Source organism: Segatella copri (assembly GCF_015074785.1).
In the GTDB taxonomy this organism is placed as follows: domain Bacteria; phylum Bacteroidota; class Bacteroidia; order Bacteroidales; family Bacteroidaceae; genus Prevotella.
In genome coordinates this window covers 1147209-1167218 of record NZ_CP042464.1, presented here as the reverse complement: position 1 = coordinate 1167218, position 20010 = coordinate 1147209, and the positions used below count along the sequence as shown (strand labels likewise).

Here is a 20010-nt window from a genome sequence, read left to right as displayed (position 1 = left end):
TTTGGCTTCTGGACCCTTGCAGGGCGTTCTGTTTATTTCTTCATCATTTCCTTTACGGCTCTTTCGAGCTGGGTATCATGGCCATTGATGAAATCTTCCGGACTGTTGTAAACCTCGATGTCTGGGTTCAGCTGGGTGTTCTCGCCGAACACGCCACGCATGTCGCGGCAGCCTACCTGAGGAATACCGAATACCAGCGTGTTGTCCATCAGCGTTTCCCACCATACGGCTGTCATGGTTCCTGCTACAGGAGCACCGATCAGCTTGCCGATTCCGAGTTCCTTGTAAACCCATGGGAAACCGTGACCGTTGCTGTAATCGTTCTCGCAGATCATGACGCAAGATGGCTTCACCCATTTGTTGAACGGATCGCGGCCAACGACCTTACCGTGAGGTACAAACTCTTGATATTGCTTGCCGTTGAGTAGGGTGCAGAGATCATCGTGCAACCAGCCGCCACCATTATGGCGCTCGTCTACGATTACAGCGTCTCTGTTTCGGTTCTTGTCGCTCAGCAGTTCGCTGTAAACGGTGCGGAAACTCTCCGAATCCATCGCCTTAATGTGAACATAAGCGATGCGTCCGCCCGAAATGCTGTCAACGAAAGCGCGGTTGCGGTCTACCCATCGCTTGTAGAGCAGGTTGTTGAGTTTGCCCTGAGAGATAGCCTTTACCGTAACCTCCATCTTCTTGCCCTTGGCGTTTCTGATGCCGAGTCGTACATTCTTGCCAACCTTTCCGTCGAGCAATGGGAAGTAGTCCATTCCGGCTTTAATCTCCTCGCCGTCGATGCTCTCGATGATGCTGCCGGCTGTTACGCCCGTATTCTTCACATCGAAAGGACCACGCTTGATAATCTCCTGAATCTTCAGGCCGTCGCCCTTGTACTGAGAGTCGAAGAATACTCCCAGGTTGGCGGTGGTAAGCGCGCTGTTCGAAGCGTAGTAGCGGGCTCCTGTATGCGAAGCGTTCAGCTCGCCAAGCATTTCGCTCAACATCTCCTGGAAGTCGAAATTGTTGTTGATGTAAGGCAGGAACTTCTCATAGGTCTTGCGGTAACCTTCCCAGTCAACACCATGGATCTTAGGGTCGTAGAACTTGTCTTTCACCTGTCGCCATATGTGGTCGAAGAGATACTGGCGCTCCTCGGCTGGCTTATAGTTGAAGTTAGCCTCAAAGCTGATGTCCTTGGTGCTGAATCCGCTCAGATCCACCTTCTTGATGCTGCTTCCGTTGCAGATAAAGAGGTTCTTCACATCCTTGTCGGTCTGCAGGTTGCCCTGGCCTACGCCCTTCATCACGAGCTTGGTAGAGCCGTCCTTCAGGTCGTGCTGCCAGAGATCGTAACCATCCTCGAAGGCTGCCTGGTAGTAGAGCTTGTCGCCGTCTTTAGAGAGCACAGCATCGCCCATGTGCGAAGAGTTTGCGGTGAGGCGTACGATTCTGTCGCGGCAGTTTTCGATGTCCAGCTCCAGTGGCTTCACTTTTTCCACCTCTATCTTTCCTGTCTTCTTCTGCTTTTCGTCAGCTTTCTTTTTAGCCTCTTCCTTCTTCTCGTCTTCCTTCTTCTCCTTTTCGTCCTTGTTGGCGTCAGCCAGTTCTATCTCTTCCTTGCTCATGTTGAAGCGGTTGTAGGCGTCCAGGTCGAAGAACATGATGTAGGCATCGTCTTCTGCTCCCCAGCTTCCATGACTGCGGTAACCGGCTCTGTCGCTCTGGAAGAGCATAGCCTTGCCGTCGAGCACCCATTTGCCGTTGCTGTCGCTGTAGCCGGAATTGGTCAGGTTGTGAACCTCTTTGCCGTCAGCCTTTACCAGCGCAATATCCTGGTTGTTCCAGCCACCGTTGCCGATATAGGTTGAAAGGAGCCATTTGCTGTCTGGTGACCATTCGAAAGCGATGTCTCCATCGCTGTAAGAGTAGACGTATTTGCCATCGAGCACGGTGCGGATTTTCTTCGATTTCAGATTGACGATGCGGAGTGCAGCGCGGTCTTCGAAGAAAGCCACTTCCTTGCCGTCAGGAGAGTATTGCGGATACTGCGATGTAATGCCTGTTTTCACCAGCTGCTCTTCCTCGATATCGGTAGCGTAGGTGAAGTTCTTCTCTTTCTCGTTCTTGATCTTAGACTGGTAAATCTGCCATACGCCATTGCGCTCGGCTGCATAGACCAGAGCTCTGCCGTCTGGCGAGAAACTCAGGTTGCGCTCCTGCTGTGGTGTGTCGGTAATGCGCTTGGTAGTGGTGTATTCTACAGAAGTTACGTATACGTCGCCATGCATCACGAAAGCCACTTCCTTGGCGTCTGGCGAAACGGAAATCTCCGTAGCTCCCCAACTTTTAATCTGACGTACGAGGCTTGGAGCATCGTTATCTGTTGTAATGGAGATGTTCACCTTCTGAGGCTCTCCACCTTCTTTCACGGTGTAGATTTCGCCATCATATCCGTAGCAGAGCAGGTCGGCGCTGGATGCAGTGAGGAATCTTACCGGATTGCCTTTGTGGTGGGTAATCTGCTTGTCGCTTGAACTGTTGAGGCTGCGGCGGTAGATATTGAATGTGCCGTCCTGCTCGCTCAGATAGAAGAATGATTTCTCGTCTGATGTCCATACTGGCGAGCGGTCTTCGCCGGCAAAGGTAGTCTGCTTGGCAAACTTACCGTTGCTCTTCAGCCAGATGTCGCGAGCGATAGGTGATTTCTGGTGTTTGCGCCAAGGGTCTTCGTATCCCTTTTTGTCGTGGTAGAGAATGTCGCCGTTCTTGGCGATGCTGATATTCTCCATGGTGAGGGTAGAGAAGAGTTCCGGTCTTCCGCCCTTGGTGCTTACCTTATATACTTGTGGGAATGTGTTGTCGCCGAAGATGATGCTCTGGGCTGTAGGCTGCAGACTGGCTGAGTAGAGCACATGGTCGTTGTCTGCAAAGGCGATAGGTGTTTCGCTGCCGCTGTTGGTGGTGAGTCGGGTAGGAGCACCGCCTTTTGCATCGATTACGAAGATGTCGAGACTTCCTTCGCGGTTAGACTGGAAGGCAATTTTCTTGCTGTCAGGGCTCCATACAGGATGCGAATCGAAGGCCGCATGGGTTGTGAGCTGTCGTGCTTCACCGCCGTTGACAGAAACACTGTAGAGGTCGCCTTTATAAGCGAAGGCGATGGTTGTGCCATCGGGCGAGATGGCTGGGTAGCGCATCCAGAGCGGATGTTCTTCTGCGCTGGCAGAGAGTGCTGCCGAGAGCAGGGCTACTGAAAAGATTAACTTTTTCATTTGCGTATGTTTTATGTTTCAATATGCGTTATAAAAATCTCTTCTCTTTCGGGGTCAGAATGCTGTTTCTTGCTCCTAACGGATGCAAAGGTAGTTATTTTTTGCGATATTTAAGCATAAAAAAAGAAAAAAGTGAGAAAAAGTTTGGTGTATTCAAAAAATATATGTACCTTTGCAGCCGCAAATAAGAAAAGTGGCTGATTGCGTTATTGGTTAGCTGGTTTGCGTTTTGAAAAGTGTTGGTTCCGTAGCTCAGTTGGATTAGAGCAACAGCCTTCTAAGCTGTGGGTCTTGGGTTCGAACCCCAACGGAATCACTATAATAAGCAAAATGAAACTTATTTGTACAAAATAGCGTGAGAGAACAATAGTAGTAAGTTGCTTATTCATAGGTACTTATCTCTGTTGTTCTTTTTTTTGTTTTTAAATATATTTTATCACTTATTCCTCTTTTATGTACTCTTTTTGTAAATAGCTGTTAATCAATATGTTATGAATTTGATGTATTGAGAAATCATCCATGTGTGTTACAAATGTGTTATCAAAAAGCGCTAATGTCGGCTCTCGAATAAACACTACCATGCGAAGTGATAACGTTTTACAGCCGCCCGGCGCAAGTCCATAGGAGGTGATCATCGTGATAAGTACCTCGGTGCCTGTTTCCCTGATGATAATGTGCCTGACATGCGTCCGACATTCGAAGAAATTCGGAAAGTGGATGATAACGGGAAAGAATACTGGAGTTCACGCGAACTTTGTAATGCGATGGGCTATTCGGGATATTGGAAATTCCAGAATGTAATAGACAAGGCAATCAAGGTTGCCAGTGAAAAAGGTATGAATATAGACGAACATTTCAACCATGCGGTTGACATGTTCAAGGTGGGTAATGGAGCGTTTCGCAAGGTCGAAGCTTTCCATCTATCACGTATGGCTTGTATGATCATTTCTGAGAATGCTGATTCAAGGAAGCTGTTAGTGAAGCAGGCAAGAGCCTATTTTTCTCAATCCGTATCTACAACCGAACTTATGCGGAACTCACTGGAATCCAATATTTTACTGTATAAAACTGCACAGGGAGAGACTCGCATTGAAGTGATTTTCAACAACGAAACTTTTTGGATGTCACAGAAAAGGATGGCTGCTTTGTTTGGTATTGATAGAGCAACTATCACTTATCATATTTCTCAGATTTATGAGTCTGGTGAATTGCAAAGAGAGGCAACTTGTAGAAAAATTCAACAAGTTCAACTGGAGGGAGAGCGTGATGTTGAGCGTGCTCCATTGTTCTACAATCTTGATGTTATCATCGCTGTTGGTTATCGAGTGAACAGCTATCAGGCAACCCAATTCCGTATATGGGCAACTTCTGTATTGAAGGAGTTCATCATTAAGGGTTATGTCTTGGATGATGAACGTCTGAAGCAAGGTAAGCACTTCGGCAAGGATTATTTTGACGATTTGCTGGAACGTATCCGTGAAATCCGCACTTCTGAACGCAGATACTACCAGAAGATAACTGATATTTATGCAGAGTGTAGTGCAGATTATGATGTAAAGGCTGAAAGTACCAAACTCTTCTATAAGATGGTGCAGAATATGATGCACCTGGCGGTTACCAATCATACGGCAGCTGAGATTGTTTATGAGCGAGCTGATGCGGAAATTTACTACGATGGAGGATTGGAAGAATCGCCTGAAGCTGTTGCTTGAAACTATGGACTATGATGCTAAGAGTAGTGCAGGTAAGGTTTCGCAAGAAGAAGCCAGAGAAAAGGCTTATTCTGAGTATGAGAAATATAAGGTTATTCAAGACCGTTCCTATATCTCGGATTTCGACCGATTCAATAGTGGAAATGATGATGATACTCCATTGCTTCCATTTGACATTGATCCAAAAGAATAGGGGTTGAGTATGGCGCTTGAATTATGTCATAGTAGTACTGTCTTATCTTATATAAGAAAATTAACGCAATGAAATGCTCCAAAAAACATATAAGATGAAAATGTAAAAAGTTACGGAAAATGTGAATTATCTCCGTAACTTTTTACATAAACCGCTCACTTTTGGTGTTATTGAGTTTCCCTCAGTTCTTCTATGAGCTTTTCAAGAATATAATCATCGCTCATTAGCTGTAAACCATATTTGGGGTCAGACATCTTGAATAACCGGAAATCCTTAATGACCTTAATGACCGTGACCTTAATGACCGGAAAACGACCCTAAACATTTATTTGTTTTTCTGATGAAACTCCTTCCTTGTCTTTGCCATTGCTTCCGTAGCCCTATCGTGGGTCTCTATCAGCAATGGGCTCTTATGATATTGCACAATCTTGACTCCGACTGAGTTGTACCTTTTCTTTTCCTCGATGCATTGAATGATCAAGTCTGGATTGGCAGACTTTGAGGTTGGAGTCTTGTCAAAGTTCTGAATATAGGCAGCGTTGGTCAGGAAGAGAATGTCGGAACCTTTAGGTATTTCCTGCATTACCTTCACCATGAGGGTTAGCATCATGCGGAACTCTGTGGTGTGTAGGTCGCTGATTACATCACGGCTGATGATATTGCCGTTATGCTCAATCACAACGGCAGCACCACCAGCTCGCTCTTTATGGCCATAATCACATGAGCCACCTATCCAAACGTAATATGTAGAAGTATCTTGTGTCATAATTATTTTATCTTCAATGCCCGCAGATATTCCTTCTGCTCGGGCGTGATTCTGTAGCTCTCGATGGCCTTCTGGATGGTCTTGTTGTGCGTCCAGGGAGCAAGGCGGTTTTGTTCGATGTAGGGAATCGCCTGGTCCCATTGCTTGGCAAGGGCGGTGGCGAAGAACCAGGCTACCATCATCTTTACGTAATACTCTTCGCTCCTTACAGATGCAGGAATTTCAAGATATTCTGCCTTGAAGTCTTCATCCAGGTAATGAGACATAAGTGTATCTATTCCAAAGCGACAAGTATAAACGTGTGACGATTTACTCCAAGTCTTGATCTTCACCAATAGTTCCTCCTTGTGTTTGGCAAACACCTTCGGAGACATGATGTCGCAAACAGCCCAGTTATCCACGAATGACAGGAAGCTGTCAGTAAGACGAATGCATTCATCGTAGTCCTTCACCTCGGAAATGAGGAGACTGTGAAGCATGTTCTCGTCGTAGTATTCGTGAGGAAGCTGATGAAGAAATTCCTCGCAATCTACTTCCTTTGTAAATTCTTTTGCGAACTTGCGAAGCACAGGCACACGAATGCCTATGAAACTCTCCACAGGCACTCCCGGTGTCAGTTTGGCCTGGAAAGCAGCATACTGCTTATCCTGCATGGCGAACAGCCTTTCTTGAAGTGAAGTCATAAATCTTATTGTTATTTTAACTTTTCATATTTCTCATCGGTCACAGGCTCAAGCCACTCGTTGGAGCTGTTCTCGCCAGGTATTTCAAAGGCGAGGTGGGCAAACCAGCTGTCTTTTGCTGCACCGTGCCAATGCTTCACGTTGGCAGGAATGTGGATGACTGTGCCTGGGAGAATCTCCTGTGCAGGCTTGCCTTCTTCCTGATACCAGCCTCGTCCGGCTACGCCTACCAGCATTTGCCCGCCGCCCTTTGTGGCGTGGTGCGTATGCCAGTTGTTGCGGCAACCAGGCTCAAAGGTTACGTTGAAGAAAGGTATCTGACTGTCGGATATTTGTGCCAGATAACTGTTGCCCTTGAAGTACTTGGCATAAGCGGTGTTAGGCTCACCGATAGGGAAAATCATCTCGCACTGGAATGCAGCCTTCGCATCGTCGCCTTTTACATCTTCGTTCCATACCTCCTTTGCCAGATTGAAGGCAGCCCAGGCCTTTGGCCAACCTGCGTAGAAGGCGATGTGGGTGATGATCTCTGCCGCTTCCGTGCGAGTAATTCCATTGTTCTTTGCTGACTGCAGGTGATATTTCAGCGAGCTGTCGGTGATTCCTTGACTGATAAGCGAAGTGATGGTTACCAAACTGCGGTCACGCAATGAAAGCAGGTCATTGCGGCTCCATACTTCTCCGAAGAGGATGTCGTCGTTGAGGTGGGCGAACTCTGGGGCAAACTCACCCAGTTGGGTGCGCCCTGCTGTCTGTACTATTTTCTTCATTGTATCATTTTTTTTAATTCTTCTCCATATTTTCAAATTCTTCTCCAGGAAACATCTTCGATGTAAAAAAAAAAACAGTTATTCTATATATGCTTCATTATATTCCTTAATTCCGCAACACTATAATTTAACTTTATTTATAAGTTCCTGAGCAACAAAAAGTTGCCCAGGATTTTGCCATGTCAGAATTTTCACTTATCTTAGTGTTGCAAAAAGAAAACAAGCAAAACTCTAATATGACATGGCAAAAATACAAATTAAATCTGAGAAACTCACACCTTTTGGAGGAATTTTTTCAATCATGGAGAAATTTGACTCCATGCTTTCACCCGTTATCGACTCAACACTGGGTCAGAGATGCAGCAGTATCTTCGGATATCAGTTCAGCGAGATAGTCCGTTCGCTGATGAGCGTTTATTTCTGTGGCGGCTCATGCGTGGAAGATGTAACGTCACAACTGATGCGCCATCTCTCGTATCATCCTACCCTTCGTACATGCAGCTCTGATACCATCCTCAGAGCCATCAAGGAACTGACACAGGAAAACATCTCCTATACTTCCGACCAAGGCAAGACCTATGATTTCAATACTGCAGACAAACTCAACACATTGCTTATAAACGCTTTGGTTTCTACAGGCGAGTTGAAGGAAATTGAGGAATACGATGTTGACTTTGACCATCAGTTCCTTGAAACGGAGAAGTATGATGCAAAACCGACCTACAAAAAGTTCCTCGGCTACAGGCCTGGCGTATATGTTATCGGTGACAAGATAGTCTATATCGAGAACAGCGATGGTAACACGAATGTGCGTTTTCATCAGGCAGACACCCATAAGAGATTCTTCGCTCTTCTGGAATCCCAGAACATCCGTGTAAATCGCTTCAGGGCAGACTGCGGTTCCTGCTCGAAGGAAATCGTCAGTGAGATAGAGAAGCATTGCAAACATTTCTACATCCGTGCCAACCGATGCAGTTCGCTCTACAATGACATCTTTGCTCTGAGAGGATGGAAGACGGAGGAGATTAACGGCATCCAGTTCGAACTCAATTCCATTCTCGTTGAGAAATGGGAAGGCAAGTGCTATCGTCTTGTCATCCAGAGACAAAGACGCAACAGTGGCGACCTTGACCTGTGGGAAGGCGAATACACTTACCGTTGTATTCTGACCAACGATTACAAGTCATCGACAAGGGACATTGTTGAATTCTACAATCTGCGTGGCGGCAAGGAACGTATCTTTGACGACATGAACAACGGATTCGGTTGGAGCAGGCTCCCCAAGTCATTCATGGCGGAGAATACTGTCTTTCTTCTGCTTACTGCATTGATACACAATTTCTACAAGACCATCATGAGCAGGCTTGACACCAAGGCTTTTGGGCTCAAGAAAACGAGTCGCATAAAGGCTTTTGTCTTCAGATTCATCTCCGTACCTGCCAAGTGGATCATGACTGCAAGGCAATACGTGCTGAATATCTACACAGAGAACCGAGCTTATGCAAAACCCTTCAAAACAGAATTCGGATAAGAATCCTTTCTTTCCGGTTTGAATCTGCGTATTACCTCAAGTCGCATCGTGGGGTAAGGGGATGGTGGCTACATATTGATGTTGTGCTGTTGCTTTTTACTGAAAGCTGCTACTAACGACTCATAAATCTACCCTTAATCGTGTATTGGATGATAGTTGCGGATTTTAGGATATTTAAGCAGTCTTGCGGTACTCGCTTGGAGTCTTGCCCGTCTGCGCCTTGAAAAAGCGGACGAAGTGCTGAGAATATTCAAAGCCGAGGCGCTGGCTGACTTGCGTAATGGTTAAGGTTTCATCTACAAGTAGTTGGCGGGCTGCAGAAAGCAGTCGGTCGTTGATCATACTCTTAGCGGTTTTGCCAGTCTCTGTCTTGACTAATTCACCGAAATATTTGGTAGAATAGCAGCATTTGTCGGCAAAGTAGGCTACGGTAGGCAGCCCTTCATGCTCCGCTTTCCGGGCAATGTATTCATCGAGCAGAGAGATGAACTTCTTTACCACCGAATGATTAATCTCCTCGCGAGTGATGAACTGGCGGTCGTAGAAGCGCAGACAGTAGTTCAGCAGCAACTCGATGTTAGAAACGATGAGTTCACGCGAATGCTTATCTATAGGATGCTCTAGTTCCTGTCCAATCATTGAGAGTACATCACGGAAGATGTTCACCTCGGCAGCGGATAAATGTAGTGCTTCGTTGCTTGTATAGTCGAAGAACTCATAGCGGGAGATGTTCTTGCCAAGCTGGGTGCGGTTGAGCAGCTCGGGATGGAAAATCAATACCGTATATTTGGCTATCGGAACTCCTGGAATGGGTTCTACTTTAATCGATTGTCCCGGAGCAAACGAGGTTACGGTCATTTCGTCAAAGTCATATTCTGTTCTGCCGTATGACAATTTGCAGCCCTTGTTTTCCTTCAGGAAGAGGGCGTAAAGTCCGTAATGGTGCACAGCCTCCTGAATAGGAGAGGTGTTCTCTACACGCGCAATGCTCACCAGAGGATGAAGTGTTTTCACCCCTATGAAGTCATTGAACTCCTGTATTGTATTAAAGAATAATTCCTTCATAATCCTAAGTCTTTTAAATTCCTAAATTTCTTGGGCGCAAAGATAATGCAAATGAGCGCAATGAAAGCTTGCTTTCAAATTGCCGAGTGCAGCTTATCTTATGCAAAGATACGCACATTCTCCAAAAGAGCTTATACCTGGTTTCCGGAAGATTTTACCATTATCGGAGATTTATTCCATTCTTCCATATTTCATCTCCACGCCTTCCTTATCATATTGCTTGCGCTTGCCGGTTGGTGGCTCAGTAAGTGTGATGCGAACTACAGCCGTGCGTGAAAGGGAACGGGCGATGCTCTCGTCGAAAGCATCCATGTGTTGAGGAAGAAAACGTTCACAGATCAGTCGGAGACCATGAATCTTCTCTGCTTCATCTGCCACGATTTCTGCCTTGCCGAATGCAATGGCTGATTTGAATTGCAGGGTGAAACTGCCGTCTTTCGGACCAACCGTAGGCGCACAACGGGTTACGGCTGAAAGGCAAACCTCGGGATGAGTCTTGATTGCCTCCAGCTTCTTGCCTTCCAAGGCACCATGAAAATACCAGTTCACATCATCATCAGATGCGAGCGACAGGGGTAAAACATAAGGCTTGCCGTCTTCGTCAATGAAACTTACAGTCATGTACGTAGCCTTGTGCATTACTTCCAATGCCCATTGGCTATCCATTGCTCTTGATTCCTTTCTCATTTTTATCCTAATTAATTTGATTATTTTTATCCTAATAACGCAGCGACCAACCCCAACCATACCATCCATGCCCCGCAAAACAACTACTCTTCGTCTATACGCTCAATTTTGAATATGACTGGTCTTGTTCCGTCAGAACAACAGCATATCATTTCGTTTTCACGCTTCATCCACCCCTTCATGATTGAACCACCTTGCAGTCCGGTGTATATATATCGTGAAATAGCATCCCATACCTCAGAGCAATGTGGCATTTTCGGACCTCCAGCTACCGTGTTCGGGTCAGCGGATGTTTTGACGAGTGTATTCAATCCTCCATGCCAGAAATGGTCGTTCTCTTCGTCACGCTCAAAGATAAACTCATCGCCAATATTGTAGCATGGACACATTCCTGCTTTAGGGTCGGCGCAATACTTCTCCTGTAGTTCCGGATAGATTTTCTTGTCTATAACGGTCACTTTTACTTTATGCTTCATATTCTTTTTAATTTATTTTAATCATTTGTACTTAAACACTTTATTTATATCCTTTGTACTTAAACACTTTAACCATATCTTTGTCGCCACCCACAAGCTGGCTGCATCTGTTCAGCATTCCGATGTCAGAGAAACCGTATTTTACCATGATCTTTCCTGATGCAGGATTTCCTGTGAAATGATCTGCCCAGATGTTTTCAAAATGCTTCTCGTTGATGCAGTAGTCGAGCATCAGCTTCAAGGCTTCGGTGCAGATACCCTTGTTCCAGTAAGGTTTTCCTACCCAGTAGCCCACCTCACAATCGTTTTTTCCGATAGGGATGTTGCTGGTTTCATGGGTGTAGTAGCCGATGCAGCCGATAGCCTCGCCAGTCTCTTTCAGTACAATCGCCCATGTCGTTTCATTATGGAAGAATGTCCGGATTATCTCCCGACTTTCCTCAACAGACTTATGTGTCGGCCATCCTGCACGAGGTCCCACATCTGGGTCTGAGGCGTACTTGAAGAGTGCCTCTGCATCCGATTCCTGCTAATGGCGGAGTAAAATTCTTTCTGTTTCCATCAGATTATATCAATGTTTTGCTGTCTATTTACTTTGTGTGCTTACCCAAGCCAGTCGGTGAAGATAAGTATACATTCGTGCACCTTCTCAAAGAATCTCCCTATCCGGCGCTTGATGCCCTTCCAATAAATCCCATTCTTTTTAATGCTCATATACTTAGTTATTTATTTTGTTATTAATTCATGTGCAAATACGCCATCAGCGCAATCTGTATCAGCAGAATATGTAATGTATTTATGCTCATTTTCCTATTTTACTCCTTTATTCTGTTCTTGTCCACATCCACCTTGATGATTCGGATGCGGTCGCCCAACACACTCTTCACCTGCTCCAGAATGGGGTGCATCGCCTTGCAAGGTTGGCACCAGGTAGCAAAGAAATCGACCAGAACAAGCTGGCCACTGTTTATTACATTATTGAATGTCTCCATAATTATTTGTCTATTATCTGAATAAATCTGCCATCGTCAGCTGGCATTGGATGTCATCAGAATAGCCGCCCGGCGCAAGTCCATTGGAGGTGATCATCGTGATGAGTACCGTTTTCTCGGTGCCTGTTTCCCTAATGAAGGTCTCCCTTCGGTTGCGGATGCGGTTGTCCTCTTCTTCTGTAATAACGTAAGGGACGCTGGATTATTGCATTGTCTTGATAAGTGCTAAAATTAATATATTCTGACATGTTTCTTTCTTTTTGCGTAAATAACATTAAAAATCATACTTCTTATAAATGATTAGTGGCGATTTCATCTTTTTTTGTATTTTTGCTATTCAATATTGTTGAACGTCAATACAAAAGAAACGGAAAAGATATGGATGAGAATAATGTGCCTGACATGCGTCCGACATTCTAAGAAATTCGGAAAATGGATGATAACGGGAAAGAATATTGGAGCTCACGTGATCTTTGTAATGCGATGGGCTATTCGGGATATTGGAAATTCCAGAATGTAATAGACAAAGCAATCAAGGTTGCCAGTGAAAAAGGTATGGATATAGATGACCATTTCAACCACGTGGTTGAAATGGTTAAGCTGGGTAGTGAATCGTTTCGTAAGGTCGAAGCTTTCCATCTATCACGTATGGCTTGTATGATCATTTCTGAGAATGCTGATTCAAGGAAGCTGTTAGTGAAGCAGGCAAGAGCCTATTTTTCTCAATCCGTATCTACAGCAGAACTTGTGCAGAACTCGCTGGAATCCAATGTCTTACGATTCCACTTTATGAAGAAATCTATCAGCATAAAGACCGGACATATTGGAAGCAGTTGGAGCAAGAGGCTGCGAAAATGGCGCAGGAGGCTCAATGCAAGTATGTGGACAATAAAAAATACGCACATTCTCCAAAAGAGTTCTACAGCCGTGCGTCATCTTCAATTGGTTATAAATGACTATTGTCAGAACTGCAGATAATACGTACCTTTGCAGCGCGAATTAAAACAATAAATAATATGACATTTAAATCATTTTTACCAATGGCTGCCTTATGCGTGCTAGCATCGTGCAGCAACTCTTCAAAGCAGGAGAAAGCAGACAGTTCTTCAGCTGATTCTGTTCAGACACCTGTCATGAGTTTTCAGAATTGTGACCTCACGCTTGGCGGTATTCACTTCACCAAGATGCTTAATGAAGCCGACAAGCAGGTGAGCGAGAAGGCTGGTGTCATCACTTTCGTTGCTCCTGAGAAAACCGATTTGTTCATCGACCCCAACGATGCAAAGCTGACCGCCAATACGGCAAAGGTGCTTTTTACGGAGGTTGACAACACCAAGCCCTTTACATTCTCTGCCAAAATGAAGCCGGGCTTTACTCCTGATGGACTCTATAATGCAGCAGATCTTGTTGTGATGGCCAACGACACACTCTATCAGAAATTCTGCTTCGAACAGGATGAACGAGGCAAGCACCGTGTGGTGACCGTGCGCACCGTGGGGACGAGCGATGATAACAACCATGAGGTTGTGAATCAGAATTTTATCTATTATAAGATAAGTTCTGACACAAGAACCATCGCTTCCTATTATTCGTTGGATGGCAAGGAATGGCAGATGGTTCGCCTTTACCGCAACAACTATCCCAAGAACCTGAAGGTGGGCATCAGTTCTCAGGCTCCTCAAAAAGGAGTATGTGTGAGTGAATTCTCAGAGTTGCGCCTATCAACCGAGACGGTGGGTGACTTCCGAATGGGAGAGTAGAAACCGAGTCAGAGTAATCCCATCACATGTGCCAGTTTGCATGCTTCGATGGCACGATCTACCTTCAGTTTCTGGAGAATGTTCTGGCGATGGCGGTTCACGGTGTTGATGCTGATGCAGAGATTGTCTGAAATCTCTTTCGACAGCAGTCCCTGGTCGATAAGACGGAGCACTTCCATCTCCCGTTTAGAAAGTATATTTTCGTAATCCTTATGCGTCAATATCCGCACCTCTCCGGTTCGGGTATTGGCGAATTTTGCTTTCCTGTCCTCATCAGTTGCCAGCGTATAGATGCAGGCGCAGAGCAGCAGGCAACCGTTCTTATCGGTGGCAAGCGGAATCATTCGATGCTTCACCCAGCGGTATTCTCCGCAGGCATCTTTTACCCGCAGGTAGTTGCAGAGCACATAATCACGATAGTGCTGGGGGGTAGAGTTGCCGGCGATGTAGCGAAGGAAGGCAATCTCTTCTGCATGGCGCCTGCTGAGATCATCGGGATGGCAACGGTCGAAGATGAAATTCTCGTAAAGCGAAGGCAGCTGGCTGACCCGTTCCTCCGGCGAAATGCCCAGCACGTCGGCCACTCCGCCGAAGTAGCAGTAACTGCAGTTTCTGCGGTTGTCTCCCATCGAGACCACTGCATTCTCTGCCAGGGCGTATGTCCGGGCTATCATCTTACATTCTGTAAGCATCTGTTCTTCATCGCTTTCCGTATCAAACGCCTGCGAGAGATACAGTTGCTCTATTGGTTCGAAATTCTTGTCCATTTTTTCTTCATGCGCTATTCATTAGATGCTTGTGCGCCTATAATCCAGGAGGATAAGCCATGCTCAATCCCCATATTGGCGCAATATATCTGCAAAAATACAAAAAATATTCAGAAAAACTGATTATATGGATTAATTTTGTTTGCAGGGCGAACTTGATTTAACCTTATTTTATAAGATAGAGGGATGCTGAGGGATGTCTTGAGTGCCTGGGGATATTTTGAAAACAGAAATCCTTAATGACCTTAATGACCGTGACCTTAATGACCGGAAAACGCCCCTAAACATTTATTTGTTTTTCTGATGAAACTCCTTCCTTGTCTTAGCCATTGCTTCCGTAGCCCTATCGTGGGTTTCTATCAGCAATGGGCTTTTGTGGTATTGCACAATCTTGACTCCGACTGAGTTGTGCCTTTTCTTTTCCTCGATGCATTGAATAATCAAGTCTGGATTTGCCGACTTTGATGTTGGAGCCTTGTCAAAGTTCTCAACCTATTACATTCCTCTTCCTCAGCAGCTCGCGAGCTTTGCCTGATATTTCCATGTCGTTGAGGGGATATCCCAGTCTCAAACACTCGAATATCGCTTCGGTCGCTATTTGCCTGTATTTTTTGCTCACGTTCATAAGATACTGCAGAGCTGTTTGACCGCTAACTAAATATATAGTCGATAATTTTTCTTCCATAATTCTCCATTCTAATGACTTTTATGCAAATGTTCAGATTCTCCTGCATTCGTTCCTTATGAACAGTCTTCGGGATGATGATTACATCGCTCTGCAACAGCCAGTGCAAGGCTACCTGTGCAGCAGTCTTGCCGTATTTCTCGCCTATCTGGGTGAGGGTAGGGTTGGATCAGGTTCCACCTGATAAACACCATAACCCAGTTGTGGCATTTCCACGCCATTGCTTAACTTTATCTTCTTCATAATCAATATGTTTTAAAGTTCGTTTATTCCATTCTGCCATATTTCATTTCCACGCCCTCCTTATCATACTGCTTGCGCTTGCCGGTTGGTGACTCAGTAAGTGTGATGCGAACTACAGCCGTGCGTGAAAGGGAACGGGCGATGCTCTCGTCGAAAGCATCCATGTATTGAGGAAGGAAACGTTCACTGATTAGTCGGAGACCATGAATCTTCTCTGCATCCTCGGTCACGATTTCTGCCTTGCCGAATGCAATGGCTGATTTGAATTGCAGGGTGAAACTGCCGTCCTTCGGACCAACTGTAGGCGCACAACGGGTTACGGCTGAAAGGCAAACCTCTGGATGAGCTTTGATTGCCTCCAACTTCTTGCCTTCCAAGGCACCATGAAAATACCAGTTCACATCATCATCTGATGCGAGTGACAGGGGTAAACCATAAGGCTTGCCTTCTTCGTCAATAAAACTGACCGTTATATACGGAGCCTTGTGCATTACTTCCAAAGCCCACTCACTATCCATTGCTCTTGATTCTTTTCTCATTTTTATCCAATTAATTTAATAATCTGTTTATCCGAAGCATCAGGCAGGATTTCTTTCAGATGCTCGAAAATCTTCTGTTGAGACTCTTCTGGAGTTCGGTTGCATTGGCAAGCCTCTTTGCCATAGAGATCTTCGGGAGTATTGAGTAGCGACCATCCCCAGCCATATTCGTGATTGTGCTTGTCACGAGGGTAGATGAAATCCTCGGTCACGATGTAAGTCGCCATTTCCAGTCGGGTGAGATAACCGTCAAACTTGCTTCTCATTCCCTTGCCCGTGAAACCGCAGGCTGCCCGAAGTTCTCTCGTGATGAGACTGCCAGTAGATTGAAGCGTGCAGAGAATGGCTCCTTCTATCGATTCTTCATCCGGATGGGGGTATTTGCTTCTTCTGTAGTTGCAGAAGTCCGGCCACCATTCCTGGCTGATGAATCCTGCTTTCTTGTTAAAGAACTTTCCGTACATACACGGCATTTCCTGCACAATCTCGCCCTTCCATTTCCATAGCGGCCAGTCCCAACCGCCTTCAGGAAGTCTTACGTAACCGCAGTCTTCTGCCACGATATCTTCGGCAGAGAATCCTTCAATGCCGCTATCAAGAAGAGGGAGAAAGCCGATTTTCTGAATCAGCTCCATTATGCCTGTTGCTGAATATATTTCTGGAAAGTTCATAAGCTTCGTTCTTTATATTTTTATCAATTCATTCAGTTTATCCTCTCTGATAATCTTCGGCTGAGCCTTGCCAGCGAGAATGAGAATCTTTTTACCATTACGATAAATATGAAGCTGTCGTGAACGAACCGCGGCAGTCAACTCCTTATCGTTCTGCATGGCTTGCCAGATAGGATAATATACGCCCTCAGGTTCAAACAACTTTTTTTGAAGATGCGAGCAGAGGTTTGTTGTATCAATAGTCATTTATTTCTTCTTTATCGTTCCATTAAATATTTTCCATTGCTTCTCAAATGACAAATCTTTTTCTGTCGAATCAAAGTAACTGATGTTGAGATTTTTCTCCCAAGGATTCCAGTTGCCGCAAATTCTGCCATCATGGGCGATAACAGGAAAGAAAATGCCATTATTAGTGTATGCAGACGGCATTTGATGTGGATGGATTACTAATTCCCGGCTTTTATAACCAATCAGATATTCATCAAAGGGAGCAATCAGATGAGTCTTTCCACTTCTGAATCCACGTGTTCGACATGATTCATGCAGATAGAACCGATAGTCTTTCCATTTTTCAATCCTCAGTTCTGAACCAAGCAACTCAATGCCTCGTTGGCAATCAGAAGTGCTCAGTCCTGACCACCAGACATAATCTTCGAATGTGGCTGGCGAATGGCTCTGAAAATATTTTCTTGCCAGAAGCATCAGCATTTCATCACGTTCCAGCCTGGCAGTTCGGGGAATCTTCTTCTCCGTGAGACTGTATGTTGCCTTTGTTGGAAGAAGACTGCCGCTGCAAAAAGTACCGTTCAATTCGTTAAAGCGAATGTGGTAGGATAGGCGATGACTGTCCATGATGATGCCCTTTTCGAGCAAAGCCTCGTTCAGGTCTTTGCTTGTTACAGACTGCATCTCATCGGTTTTTGAACAAATATCTCGTGAATCAGATTGAGCTCAGAATCATCGATGCTGATTTTATTGCTCTTCATCCATCCTTTTACAACAGAAGTTGCCTTAGGTGAAATCAGGTCCAGCATCCACCAATAGTCTTCATTTGAAACCAGTTGCCAAGTGCCACGCAGCAGGTGAAGACGGACTATCTCACCCTCATCGTATGCATTCTTGAATGCGAAGGAAGAAGGTTTGCGAGTACGCATCGTCACAGCCCATCTTACCATTCGGTAATCCTGGGCTTGCATGGCTCCAAAATGAGACACCACCTTTTGGGGAGTATCAAATTGAGGGCAGATGAGCTGCTGCGAAAGCAGGCGTATTGCTATTGGATTCATTGTTTCTGAGTCGTTAAAATTACGTTGATTATTTCAAAGCCTTGCCGTCGGAGAAAGCGTTTCCGACTTTCTCGCCCAGCTGGATATAGCTATGATGAATAGGGTCGAAGACAATCAGCTCCATCTTCTCCATGTCTGGATATCCGTCTTCAGCCAGATATTTCTCATCTACAAGAATATTGACGATTTCGGCAACGAGATAATAACCGGTTTCGCTTTCGTCGTACTTCTCCTTGATGCGGCACTCCAGGGTCATTGGGAAATCGGTGAACACAGGAGCGTTGACCATAGTCGCCTTCTCGATGTTCCATCCCGTCTTTTCCATCTTCTTCGGGTCGTTCTTGGCAGAAACAATGCCCACGAAATCAGAAGCCACCATGGTTTTCTTGGTAGCGAAGGCAACGGTAAACTCGCCGCCAAGCTTCAGGTTGTCTGTGGTGACGTGGTTTCCCATCGAGATCATAATCTCCTTCATGTCCCACTGTCCTGCCCAGGCAGCGTTCATTGCGTTGGCAACTCCATCCTTATTATATGTGCCGATAATCAGCACAGGCTGTGGTGCAAACCACGGCTTTGGTGCAAAACTTTTCATATACTTCGTACTTTATATTGTTATTATAAGTTTCCTATTATGCGCATAAGATTATTCTTTTCATCTTTTATATCAAGAATGGATCAAGCGTAGCCAGCAGTTCGGCTTTATCTACCACACCGCTTGTGCGCCACAATACTTCTCCGTTTCGGAAAAGCATCAGCGTAGGCACGGATTGAATGCGGTATTGGCTTGCTGTTACGCCGTACTTATCTACATCCACCTTGATGATTCGGATGCGGTCGCCCAATACACTCTTTACCTGCTCCAGAATGGGGTGCATCGCCTTGCAAGGTTGGCACCAGGTGGCAAAGAAATCGACCAGAACAAGCTGGCCACTGTTTATTACATTATTAAATGTCTCCATAATTATTTATCTATTTCCGTGAAACGATTGAAAGTTCTGCCGTCCCTTGTTACTTTCCCGAAGAACATATCTTCCGGTCTTACCCAATAGGCTTGGTCTCCATAGCGAGCCTGATAAACCACCATGCGCTCCTGAGTCTCGGAGTCGAAGGCAGAATGGATGAACCTGTATTTGCCACCCTTAAAGTGCTGGAAATATCTTTCTTCCTTTGCAGAAAACTCCATCAGCATTTTCTGGGCAAGGGGAGCGTACCAGGTCTTCACCTCCTGCTCAGTAGGCGTATGACCGCCAGGGAAATGGAAGGCTTGATTGTAATGCTGCAGGAAGAGAGGGGAGAAGTGAGCCAGGGTGTCCTGTTCACCAAAAAGTCCCCACACACGATCCTTATAATAGGGGTTGCAATGGTCAAACTGCACGGCTTCCAGTTCCGCAAACTCCTCAATCAGCGCCTCGTCAATCACCAGCCGCTGATTTCCATCCCTTCTCGGTGCCTTGTATTCATGCTCGCCGATTCGCTCCTTCAGAAACTCCGTCATCATGAAATACGGATTGCCGAGCAGGGCAGGAATGCCCACCACCGGAGCCAGCATCTGGGCGAGGAAAGAGCCGCAGCTGTTGCCCAGAAGCAAGTCGGGCTGTTCCCGGTCGATGATGGAGCGAATCTCCTTCAGTGCCTCCTTGGGGTGCAAAGGGAGGTCGGGAGTCAGCACCACCGCCGTCCCCTCAAACGCCTCTTTCAAGGCTCTCGCCATCGGACAGCTGCCCGTGGCGAAGAATCCGTGTAGGAATAATATCTTCTTCATGCTCTAATCATTTGATAATGATGCGCCTGTAATCTAGGAGGATAAGCCATGCTCTACTCCCATATCAGCGCAATATATCTGCAAAAATACAAAAAATATTCAGAAAAGTGATTATATGGATGGATTTTGTTTGCAGGGCGAACTTGATTTAACCTT

20 protein-coding genes, 1 tRNA gene and 4 pseudogenes are annotated in these 20010 nt (G+C 45.6%); 6 read left to right on the top strand and 19 right to left on the bottom strand.

The genetic code is table 11. The annotated features are described in order from the left end of the window. Positions 1-32 precede the first annotated feature (32 nt). The gene (locus FO447_RS05190) at positions 33-3266 is read right to left on the bottom strand and encodes a S41 family peptidase (protein ID WP_200757998.1); all 3234 of its coding nucleotides are present in this window, start codon (positions 3264-3266) and stop codon (positions 33-35) included. A gap of 241 nt (positions 3267-3507) precedes the next feature. Between FO447_RS05190 and FO447_RS05185 the strand changes: the two genes are divergently transcribed. Both FO447_RS05185 and rhuM read left to right on the top strand, forming a co-directional pair. Continuing rightward, a tRNA-Arg gene (locus tag FO447_RS05185) sits at positions 3508-3582 on the top strand. A gap of 367 nt (positions 3583-3949) precedes the next feature. Further along, positions 3950-5171 (top strand): annotated as a pseudogene (rhuM, locus tag FO447_RS05180) (RhuM family protein). 325 nt (positions 5172-5496) lie between these two features. On the opposite strand, the gene FO447_RS05175 reads toward rhuM, so the two are convergent. Genes FO447_RS05175 through FO447_RS05165 form a run of 3 tightly spaced genes read right to left on the bottom strand, consistent with a single transcriptional unit; the run spans position 5497 to position 7390 of the window. Beyond that, a complete protein-coding gene (locus tag FO447_RS05175) occupies positions 5497-5937 on the bottom strand; it encodes a ribonuclease H (RefSeq protein WP_200757996.1) in 441 nt (146 codons plus the stop codon). Positions 5938-5939: 2 nt separating this feature from the next. Continuing rightward, complete coding sequence (locus FO447_RS05170) at positions 5940-6620, bottom strand: DNA alkylation repair protein (RefSeq protein WP_200757994.1); 681 nt, start codon at positions 6618-6620, stop codon at positions 5940-5942. Between the two features lie 11 nt (positions 6621-6631). Next, a complete protein-coding gene (locus FO447_RS05165) occupies positions 6632-7390 on the bottom strand; it encodes a carboxymuconolactone decarboxylase family protein (protein WP_200757992.1) in 759 nt (252 codons plus the stop codon). A 241-nt stretch (positions 7391-7631) separates the two neighbouring features. Between FO447_RS05165 and FO447_RS05160 the strand changes: the two genes are divergently transcribed. Continuing rightward, on the top strand, positions 7632-8921 hold the full coding sequence (locus FO447_RS05160) for an IS1380-like element IS612 family transposase (RefSeq protein ID WP_005814044.1): 1290 nt from the start codon (positions 7632-7634) through the stop codon (positions 8919-8921). 174 nt (positions 8922-9095) lie between these two features. Here FO447_RS05160 and FO447_RS05155 read toward each other — a convergent pair whose 3' ends face one another. From FO447_RS05155 to FO447_RS05135, 5 genes and pseudogenes are all read right to left on the bottom strand, one after another. Next, a complete protein-coding gene (locus FO447_RS05155) occupies positions 9096-9986 on the bottom strand; it encodes a helix-turn-helix domain-containing protein (RefSeq protein WP_200757990.1) in 891 nt (296 codons plus the stop codon). Between the two features lie 171 nt (positions 9987-10157). Further along, entirely contained in the window at positions 10158-10673 is a 516-nt protein-coding gene (locus FO447_RS05150) for a pyridoxamine 5'-phosphate oxidase family protein (RefSeq protein WP_118141494.1), read from the bottom strand. Positions 10674-10756: 83 nt separating this feature from the next. Beyond that, on the bottom strand, positions 10757-11149 hold the full coding sequence (locus FO447_RS05145; protein ID WP_118141492.1) for a TIGR04076 family protein: 393 nt from the start codon (positions 11147-11149) through the stop codon (positions 10757-10759). Positions 11150-11189: 40 nt separating this feature from the next. Then, positions 11190-11663 (bottom strand): annotated as a pseudogene (locus FO447_RS05140) (GNAT family N-acetyltransferase); the annotation flags it as partial. Between the two features lie 319 nt (positions 11664-11982). After that, positions 11983-12141, bottom strand: a pseudogene (locus tag FO447_RS05135) (thioredoxin family protein); the annotation flags it as partial. 432 nt (positions 12142-12573) lie between these two features. Between FO447_RS05135 and FO447_RS15955 the strand changes: the two are divergent. Together FO447_RS15955 and FO447_RS05125 are read left to right on the top strand one after the other, a co-directional pair. Beyond that, positions 12574-12924 (top strand): annotated as a pseudogene (locus tag FO447_RS15955) (RhuM family protein); the annotation flags it as partial. 233 nt (positions 12925-13157) lie between these two features. Then, the gene (locus FO447_RS05125) at positions 13158-13901 is read left to right on the top strand and encodes a DUF1349 domain-containing protein (RefSeq protein ID WP_118141488.1); all 744 of its coding nucleotides are present in this window, start codon (positions 13158-13160) and stop codon (positions 13899-13901) included. Between the two features lie 8 nt (positions 13902-13909). Here FO447_RS05125 and FO447_RS15950 read toward each other — a convergent pair whose 3' ends face one another. Further along, a complete protein-coding gene (locus FO447_RS15950; protein WP_118415275.1) occupies positions 13910-14668 on the bottom strand; it encodes a LuxR C-terminal-related transcriptional regulator in 759 nt (252 codons plus the stop codon). Between the two features lie 650 nt (positions 14669-15318). Then, entirely contained in the window at positions 15319-15462 is a 144-nt protein-coding gene (locus FO447_RS16265) for a hypothetical protein (RefSeq protein ID WP_367397167.1), read from the bottom strand. Here FO447_RS16265 and FO447_RS16260 point away from each other — a divergent pair. Further along, positions 15428-15598: a hypothetical protein gene (locus tag FO447_RS16260; protein ID WP_181975336.1), complete on the top strand. Its 171-nt coding sequence runs from the start codon at positions 15428-15430 to the stop codon at positions 15596-15598. The two genes, FO447_RS16265 and FO447_RS16260, sit on opposite strands and share 35 nt — an antisense overlap. 21 nt (positions 15599-15619) lie before the next feature. Here the strand turns inward: FO447_RS16260 and FO447_RS05105 are convergent, their stop codons facing one another. The 8 genes from FO447_RS05105 to FO447_RS05075 all read right to left on the bottom strand — a co-directional run bounded on the left by FO447_RS05105 (position 15620) and on the right by FO447_RS05075 (position 19854). Further along, positions 15620-16135 (bottom strand): pyridoxamine 5'-phosphate oxidase family protein, encoded by a 516-nt coding sequence (locus FO447_RS05105; protein ID WP_200757984.1) that lies wholly within the window; start codon positions 16133-16135, stop codon positions 15620-15622. Positions 16136-16137: 2 nt separating this feature from the next. Continuing rightward, the gene (locus FO447_RS05100) at positions 16138-16806 is read right to left on the bottom strand and encodes an AlkZ-related protein (protein WP_200757982.1); all 669 of its coding nucleotides are present in this window, start codon (positions 16804-16806) and stop codon (positions 16138-16140) included. Between the two features lie 12 nt (positions 16807-16818). After that, positions 16819-17052: a hypothetical protein gene (locus tag FO447_RS05095; protein WP_118190606.1), complete on the bottom strand. Its 234-nt coding sequence runs from the start codon at positions 17050-17052 to the stop codon at positions 16819-16821. Then, a complete protein-coding gene (locus FO447_RS05090; RefSeq protein ID WP_262893230.1) occupies positions 17053-17715 on the bottom strand; it encodes a winged helix DNA-binding domain-containing protein in 663 nt (220 codons plus the stop codon). Beyond that, complete coding sequence (locus tag FO447_RS16195) at positions 17703-18092, bottom strand: winged helix DNA-binding domain-containing protein (protein ID WP_262893229.1); 390 nt, start codon at positions 18090-18092, stop codon at positions 17703-17705. The genes FO447_RS05090 and FO447_RS16195 overlap by 13 nt, the downstream gene beginning before the upstream one ends. A gap of 28 nt (positions 18093-18120) precedes the next feature. Next, complete coding sequence (locus FO447_RS05085; protein ID WP_118141474.1) at positions 18121-18684, bottom strand: flavin reductase family protein; 564 nt, start codon at positions 18682-18684, stop codon at positions 18121-18123. Positions 18685-18751: 67 nt separating this feature from the next. Further along, positions 18752-19051 (bottom strand): thioredoxin, encoded by a 300-nt coding sequence (gene trxA / locus FO447_RS05080; RefSeq protein WP_022121765.1) that lies wholly within the window; start codon positions 19049-19051, stop codon positions 18752-18754. A 2-nt stretch (positions 19052-19053) separates the two neighbouring features. Next, positions 19054-19854, bottom strand: coding sequence for a YqiA/YcfP family alpha/beta fold hydrolase (locus tag FO447_RS05075; RefSeq protein WP_118066355.1), 801 nt, complete (start codon positions 19852-19854; stop codon positions 19054-19056). Positions 19855-20010: the final 156 nt, after the last annotated feature.

What these genes read in the sequence shown, in the direction of transcription:
- FO447_RS05190 (WP_200757998.1), bottom strand. Translation starts at nt 3,266, where the DNA reads ATGAAAAAGTTAATCTTTTCAGTAGCCCTGCTCTCGGCAGCACTCTCT.
- FO447_RS05175 (WP_200757996.1), bottom strand. Translation starts at nt 5,937, where the DNA reads ATGACACAAGATACTTCTACATATTACGTTTGGATAGGTGGCTCATGT.
- FO447_RS05170 (WP_200757994.1), bottom strand. Translation starts at nt 6,620, where the DNA reads ATGACTTCACTTCAAGAAAGGCTGTTCGCCATGCAGGATAAGCAGTAT.
- FO447_RS05165 (WP_200757992.1), bottom strand. Translation starts at nt 7,390, where the DNA reads ATGAAGAAAATAGTACAGACAGCAGGGCGCACCCAACTGGGTGAGTTT.
- FO447_RS05160 (WP_005814044.1), top strand. Translation starts at nt 7,632, where the DNA reads ATGGCAAAAATACAAATTAAATCTGAGAAACTCACACCTTTTGGAGGA.
- FO447_RS05155 (WP_200757990.1), bottom strand. Translation starts at nt 9,986, where the DNA reads ATGAAGGAATTATTCTTTAATACAATACAGGAGTTCAATGACTTCATA.
- FO447_RS05150 (WP_118141494.1), bottom strand. Translation starts at nt 10,673, where the DNA reads ATGAGAAAGGAATCAAGAGCAATGGATAGCCAATGGGCATTGGAAGTA.
- FO447_RS05145 (WP_118141492.1), bottom strand. Translation starts at nt 11,149, where the DNA reads ATGAAGCATAAAGTAAAAGTGACCGTTATAGACAAGAAAATCTATCCG.
- FO447_RS05125 (WP_118141488.1), top strand. Translation starts at nt 13,158, where the DNA reads ATGACATTTAAATCATTTTTACCAATGGCTGCCTTATGCGTGCTAGCA.
- FO447_RS15950 (WP_118415275.1), bottom strand. Translation starts at nt 14,668, where the DNA reads ATGGACAAGAATTTCGAACCAATAGAGCAACTGTATCTCTCGCAGGCG.
- FO447_RS16260 (WP_181975336.1), top strand. Translation starts at nt 15,428, where the DNA reads ATGATGATTACATCGCTCTGCAACAGCCAGTGCAAGGCTACCTGTGCA.
- FO447_RS05105 (WP_200757984.1), bottom strand. Translation starts at nt 16,135, where the DNA reads ATGAGAAAAGAATCAAGAGCAATGGATAGTGAGTGGGCTTTGGAAGTA.
- FO447_RS05100 (WP_200757982.1), bottom strand. Translation starts at nt 16,806, where the DNA reads ATGAACTTTCCAGAAATATATTCAGCAACAGGCATAATGGAGCTGATT.
- FO447_RS05095 (WP_118190606.1), bottom strand. Translation starts at nt 17,052, where the DNA reads ATGACTATTGATACAACAAACCTCTGCTCGCATCTTCAAAAAAAGTTG.
- FO447_RS05090 (WP_262893230.1), bottom strand. Translation starts at nt 17,715, where the DNA reads ATGCAGTCTGTAACAAGCAAAGACCTGAACGAGGCTTTGCTCGAAAAG.
- FO447_RS16195 (WP_262893229.1), bottom strand. Translation starts at nt 18,092, where the DNA reads ATGAATCCAATAGCAATACGCCTGCTTTCGCAGCAGCTCATCTGCCCT.
- FO447_RS05085 (WP_118141474.1), bottom strand. Translation starts at nt 18,684, where the DNA reads ATGAAAAGTTTTGCACCAAAGCCGTGGTTTGCACCACAGCCTGTGCTG.
- trxA (WP_022121765.1), bottom strand. Translation starts at nt 19,051, where the DNA reads ATGGAGACATTTAATAATGTAATAAACAGTGGCCAGCTTGTTCTGGTC.
- FO447_RS05075 (WP_118066355.1), bottom strand. Translation starts at nt 19,854, where the DNA reads ATGAAGAAGATATTATTCCTACACGGATTCTTCGCCACGGGCAGCTGT.